The organism is Methanothermococcus sp., from assembly GCF_015523155.1.
Lineage (GTDB): Archaea > AGJL01 > Methanococci > Methanococcales > Methanococcaceae > Methanofervidicoccus.
On sequence record NZ_WAKW01000069.1, the window covers coordinates 1 to 4,332 of the forward strand.

7 protein-coding genes are annotated in these 4,332 nt (G+C 28.4%); 5 read left to right on the plus strand and 2 right to left on the minus strand.

Annotated elements, in window-relative coordinates; all coding sequences use genetic code 11:
- The 5 genes from F7B34_RS07135 to F7B34_RS07155 all read left to right on the plus strand — a co-directional run.
- The coding region (locus tag F7B34_RS07135) for a serine/threonine-protein kinase (RefSeq protein WP_292461142.1) at positions 1 to 877 on the plus strand (877 nt) is incomplete at its 5' end.
- A gap of 40 nt (positions 878 to 917) precedes the next feature.
- Positions 918 to 1,949: a PP2C family serine/threonine-protein phosphatase gene (locus F7B34_RS07140; RefSeq protein WP_292461143.1), complete on the plus strand. Its 1,032-nt coding sequence runs from the start codon at positions 918 to 920 to the stop codon at positions 1,947 to 1,949.
- Between the two features lie 232 nt (positions 1,950 to 2,181).
- Positions 2,182 to 2,526, plus strand: coding sequence for a hypothetical protein (locus F7B34_RS07145; protein ID WP_292461144.1), 345 nt, complete (start codon positions 2,182 to 2,184; stop codon positions 2,524 to 2,526).
- A 55-nt stretch (positions 2,527 to 2,581) separates the two neighbouring features.
- Positions 2,582 to 2,872 (plus strand): hypothetical protein, encoded by a 291-nt coding sequence (locus F7B34_RS07150; protein ID WP_292461145.1) that lies wholly within the window; start codon positions 2,582 to 2,584, stop codon positions 2,870 to 2,872.
- A 112-nt stretch (positions 2,873 to 2,984) separates the two neighbouring features.
- Complete coding sequence (locus F7B34_RS07155; protein WP_292461148.1) at positions 2,985 to 3,224, plus strand: hypothetical protein; 240 nt, start codon at positions 2,985 to 2,987, stop codon at positions 3,222 to 3,224.
- Positions 3,225 to 3,510: 286 nt separating this feature from the next.
- Here F7B34_RS07155 and F7B34_RS07160 read toward each other — a convergent pair whose 3' ends face one another.
- A complete protein-coding gene (locus tag F7B34_RS07160) occupies positions 3,511 to 4,092 on the minus strand; it encodes a Dam family site-specific DNA-(adenine-N6)-methyltransferase (protein ID WP_292461146.1) in 582 nt (193 codons plus the stop codon).
- The coding region (locus F7B34_RS07165) for a DNA adenine methylase (RefSeq protein WP_292461147.1) at positions 4,085 to 4,332 on the minus strand (248 nt) is incomplete at its 5' end. The genes F7B34_RS07160 and F7B34_RS07165, both read right to left, overlap by 8 nt.

Consider the following 4,332-nt stretch of genomic DNA (forward strand, 5'->3'; position numbering starts at 1 on the left):
AAAAGATTTAGACGGTTATCCAAAACCAGTAAATCCAAAAGAGGCAATTAAACTAATAAAACAAATGGCAGAAGGGTTGAAACACGCTCACGACAAAAACATAATCCACAGAGATATTAAACCATCCAACATACTACTAACTTCAAATTTAGTCCCAAAAATAACCGATTGGGGTTTGGCTAAAATAGGGGCAAAATCATCAACAGCTACAACCACAAAGGCATTAACATTACTATACTCAGCACCAGAGCAAATAGATGAAGAGATTTATAGCAAAACAGATAAAAGAACCGATATTTATCAGTTGGGGGTTTTATTCTATGAATTACTAACTGGGAAACTACCTTACGAAGGAACTTCACCAACTCAAATATCTTTAAAAATCGTAAATCCAGATAAAAAGCCCTTATCACCATCAAAAATTAATCCTAAATTGAAAATATTCGATGGACTATTGGAAAAACTCTTAGCAAAGAAAAAAGAAGATAGATTCCAATCAATAGATGAGTTTTTAAACGCTTTAACTTCCTTAGAAAAACTAAACAAAGAGAAAGAAGAACTTAAAAAGACATTAACTAAAACCACAGAATTAATTAAGAAATCAACAGATAAAAGAGAGATTGAAAAATTAACAAGGGAGTTAATTGATTCAACAACAAAACTTGCCTTAAACTGTGCTAAGGCAAATGATAAGGTTGGTTTATTGGATGTATTGGATACTTTAAAAGATTATATTAAATCAGAAGAAAACAGAGCAGAATTAAACGGAGCAATAAACGAAATAGAATATAGAATAAAAGAAGGCATCCCACTTGGAAGAGATACCGCAGAAAAACTTGAAGTTTTATTGAATAGGATTAAGAGGGAATGGAAGTAATTTTCTATTTTTAATAAATACTTTTTTAGGTGGTGAGAGTATGGAACTAAAAAAAATCATCAAGGAGGGGCTAAAAAAAATTGGATTTGGTAAGAATAAAAATGATGATATTGAGGAAGAAAATCATAAAATTCCTACTGAACCAAATATTGACGATAGTGGAAATTACTATGATACAATGGATGAAGAGAACAACATAGGCAATGAGAAAAAGAGCGAATATAAAATAGAAATTCCAGAAGAAAAAACCGTAGATATTGAAATATCAAAAATTGAACCTATTGAACTTCCAGAGTCAGAATCCACTGAAAATATTGACCGTAATAATATCATTCTTAAAGTAGATAACGCCTACGGCATATCCCACAAAGGAAATAGGTCAAATAATGAAGATTACATATTGATTGAAAAAATAAAAGATATTTACCTATTAGCAGTTGCAGATGGAATTGGGGGATATAATGCAGGGGAAATAGCATCAGAGATGGCAGTAAATATCCTAAAAGAAATAATTATTGAAAAATACAATGAAAACTTATCAATTGATGAAATAAAGGAGCTCCTACAAAAAGCATACCATGAGGCACATAACAAAATAAAAGAAAATGCTATTGGTGATAAGGAAGGAATGGGGACTACATTAACAACGGCAATAATTAAAGGAGATAAATGTATTATAGCAAACTGTGGAGATAGCAGGGCTTATTTAATTAGAGATGGGGAAATTATCCATAGAACAAAAGACCATTCATTAGTTCAGGCTTTGATTGATGAGGGACATATTTCAGAAGAGGATGCAAGACATCATCCAATGAAAAATATTATCACCTCAGCATTGGGGCTGGATGAATTTAAAATAGATGATTACGAATGGGATTTAATTAATGGTGATGTGTTGTTGATGAGCTCCGATGGATTACATGATTATGTTAGTAAGGAGGATATTTTAAAAATTGTAAATAATAACGATAATCCAATAGATATTGTAAATGAACTATTAAACACCGCATTAGAAGAGACAAGGGATAATGTGAGTGTTATCGTGTATCAGCTACCAACGACTATTGAATGAAAACCCTGATTTGAATAAAATTACAGAGTGATAGCATGAGCTCCCGTGAAAATGAAGACATATATTAAAAAAGCCTTAAAAAAAGAAGAAGGAAATTATGATGATGCAGTTTATTACTTAAAGTTGGAGAGTTCTTATAGTATTTTCTAAGGGGAATTTTAGGAAGGTTAAAGAAATTTAGGAAATATACTCTGAAATAGAAGGAAAAACTGAATCTATAAAAATTCCAAGTATGCTCACAAGTGAGTTATCAAGGATAACTTCAAAGAGAATTAAGGAGCTCCAAAAATATATTTTAAGGGATAAACCACTTGAAAATTACAAGGACAGCACATTTTGGGATATTGTAGTTGATTGTTATCTAAATGTGAAAATCAACGATTGCATTGAAAAATTTTCCAAGTATGTGGATAAGAGGGAAATTTCAGATGTAAAAGCTATAATAAATACACTTCCAGATAGTTTATCCAAGTTAAAAATGTATTATCTAAAATATTTAATAATGGATTATTTACTTGACAAATTAGATGAAGAAACACTGAAAGAAATAAAAAAACATTTTAAAGAAACAATTTAAATCACTAAATATTAATTTTATAAACAGCATTTTGGATGAGAATAATTTCCCAAAATTGAATTGTAATTTTGAGGAACTCATTTCAGAAGTTGAAGAATTGGAGTATCTTTGTGATGAACTAAAATATGAAACCAACGATGAAATGAAAATTGAAGCGTATTATTTATATCAATATTTATTTTCCCTATTAATATCATCAGATAAAGAGGATGCCATATTTAGACAAACTTCTAACAACTATCCAGCAAATTCAGACAATCCATTGATTTCGAAAACCAAGGTTTTAGTGAAATCCCAACTGATATTATTGATTATATTGAAAATAAACCTAAAATCAAACCAATAGACAATCTAAGAACCGAAATATTTTATAAGATTTCAAATAAAGTGTATAATTTAGATTTAAGTCAGAAAATATACACATTAACGCTCCAACAGGAATTGGAAAGACTCTTACTATTTTTAATTTTGCCCTAAAATTGTCAAATCGGATAAAAACTGAAAAAAATATCGATATGAAAATAATATACTGCCTTCCATTTTTAAGTATTATTGACCAAAACTACAAAGTTTTAAATGAAGTTTTAAAAAATCCTCCTTCAAATATTCTTTTAAAACATCATCATCTACTTTCATTTGAAGTATTTTACATAAATGACATAAGAACTTATCAACATCTTCCTTTGAGTTTATACTAACTAACCATTTCCAAGCTTCACAATCGCCAATATTCTTTTTTTCCCATTTTCTACTTTCGTATGTAATTTCTATTATATAATTACCACATGCAACATCATCCTTTTTTAGTTTTTGTCTGTGATAATAACAAGTTCTAGTACCTTTATCAAATTCTATTTTAATATTTCCAAATTCTCTACTCCACGTAGGAATTCCAGGCTTTACATTTGGATTATCTGGATCCTATTCTGGATATTTCTCATCATTTTTAAATTCTTTATTCACAATATCGCCTAATTTAATATTTTAATAGTTCATGATTAATAACTCAAAAATATCTCCTCTTCTGTCCCCTTTACAGTTAATCATTCTTTTAGCTGTTATCTCTTTTATATTGTATTCATTATATAATTTTCCAAAAAATTCAATGTCGTAGGAATTACTTAACATTAATTTGGCCCCTCTTTTATCCAACTTTTTATAAAATTTTGCCAATCTTATTTGATCATCATCTGCAAAATTATATTTTGTGTATGAAGTAAAAGATGAGGTTTTATTTAATGGTTTATAGGGTGGATCAAAATACACAAAACTATTTTCATTAGCATAATCACCTATTATCTCAAAATCCCCACATAAAATTTTTACATTCTTTAATAATCTTGAAGCCTGTTTTAAATTATTCTCATCAAATATTTTTGGATTTTTATACCTCCCATAAGGAACATTTAACTCTCCTTTTTTATTAACTCTATATAAACCATTATAGCAAGTTTTGTTTAAATATATAAAGTATGAGGCTCTTTTGATAAGATCCTCTTTATCTTTTGATTTATTAAATTCATCTCTCATCATATAATAAAAATTCTTTCTATCTTCATTATCCAAATGATAGAAATTCCTCTTTAATTTGAGATAACTCATTAATTAAACTATCGACATCATTTTTTACAACATTATAAACTAAAATTAAATCCTCATTAATATCATTTATAATTACATCTTTAAATTCATATTTTTGTAAAAGATAAAAAAGAACAGCCCCTCCACCAACAAATGGCTCTATATATCTTTTAATCTTGCCTTCTTTTAATTCTTTTGGTAAATTTTCATCTATGTTATTTATAA

Excerpts from the sequence above, each read along its gene's own strand:
- F7B34_RS07145 (WP_292461144.1), top strand. The coding sequence starts at position 2,182 with ATGCTCACAAGTGAGTTATCAAGGATAACTTCAAAGAGAATTAAGGAG.
- F7B34_RS07140 (WP_292461143.1), top strand. The coding sequence starts at position 918 with ATGGAACTAAAAAAAATCATCAAGGAGGGGCTAAAAAAAATTGGATTT.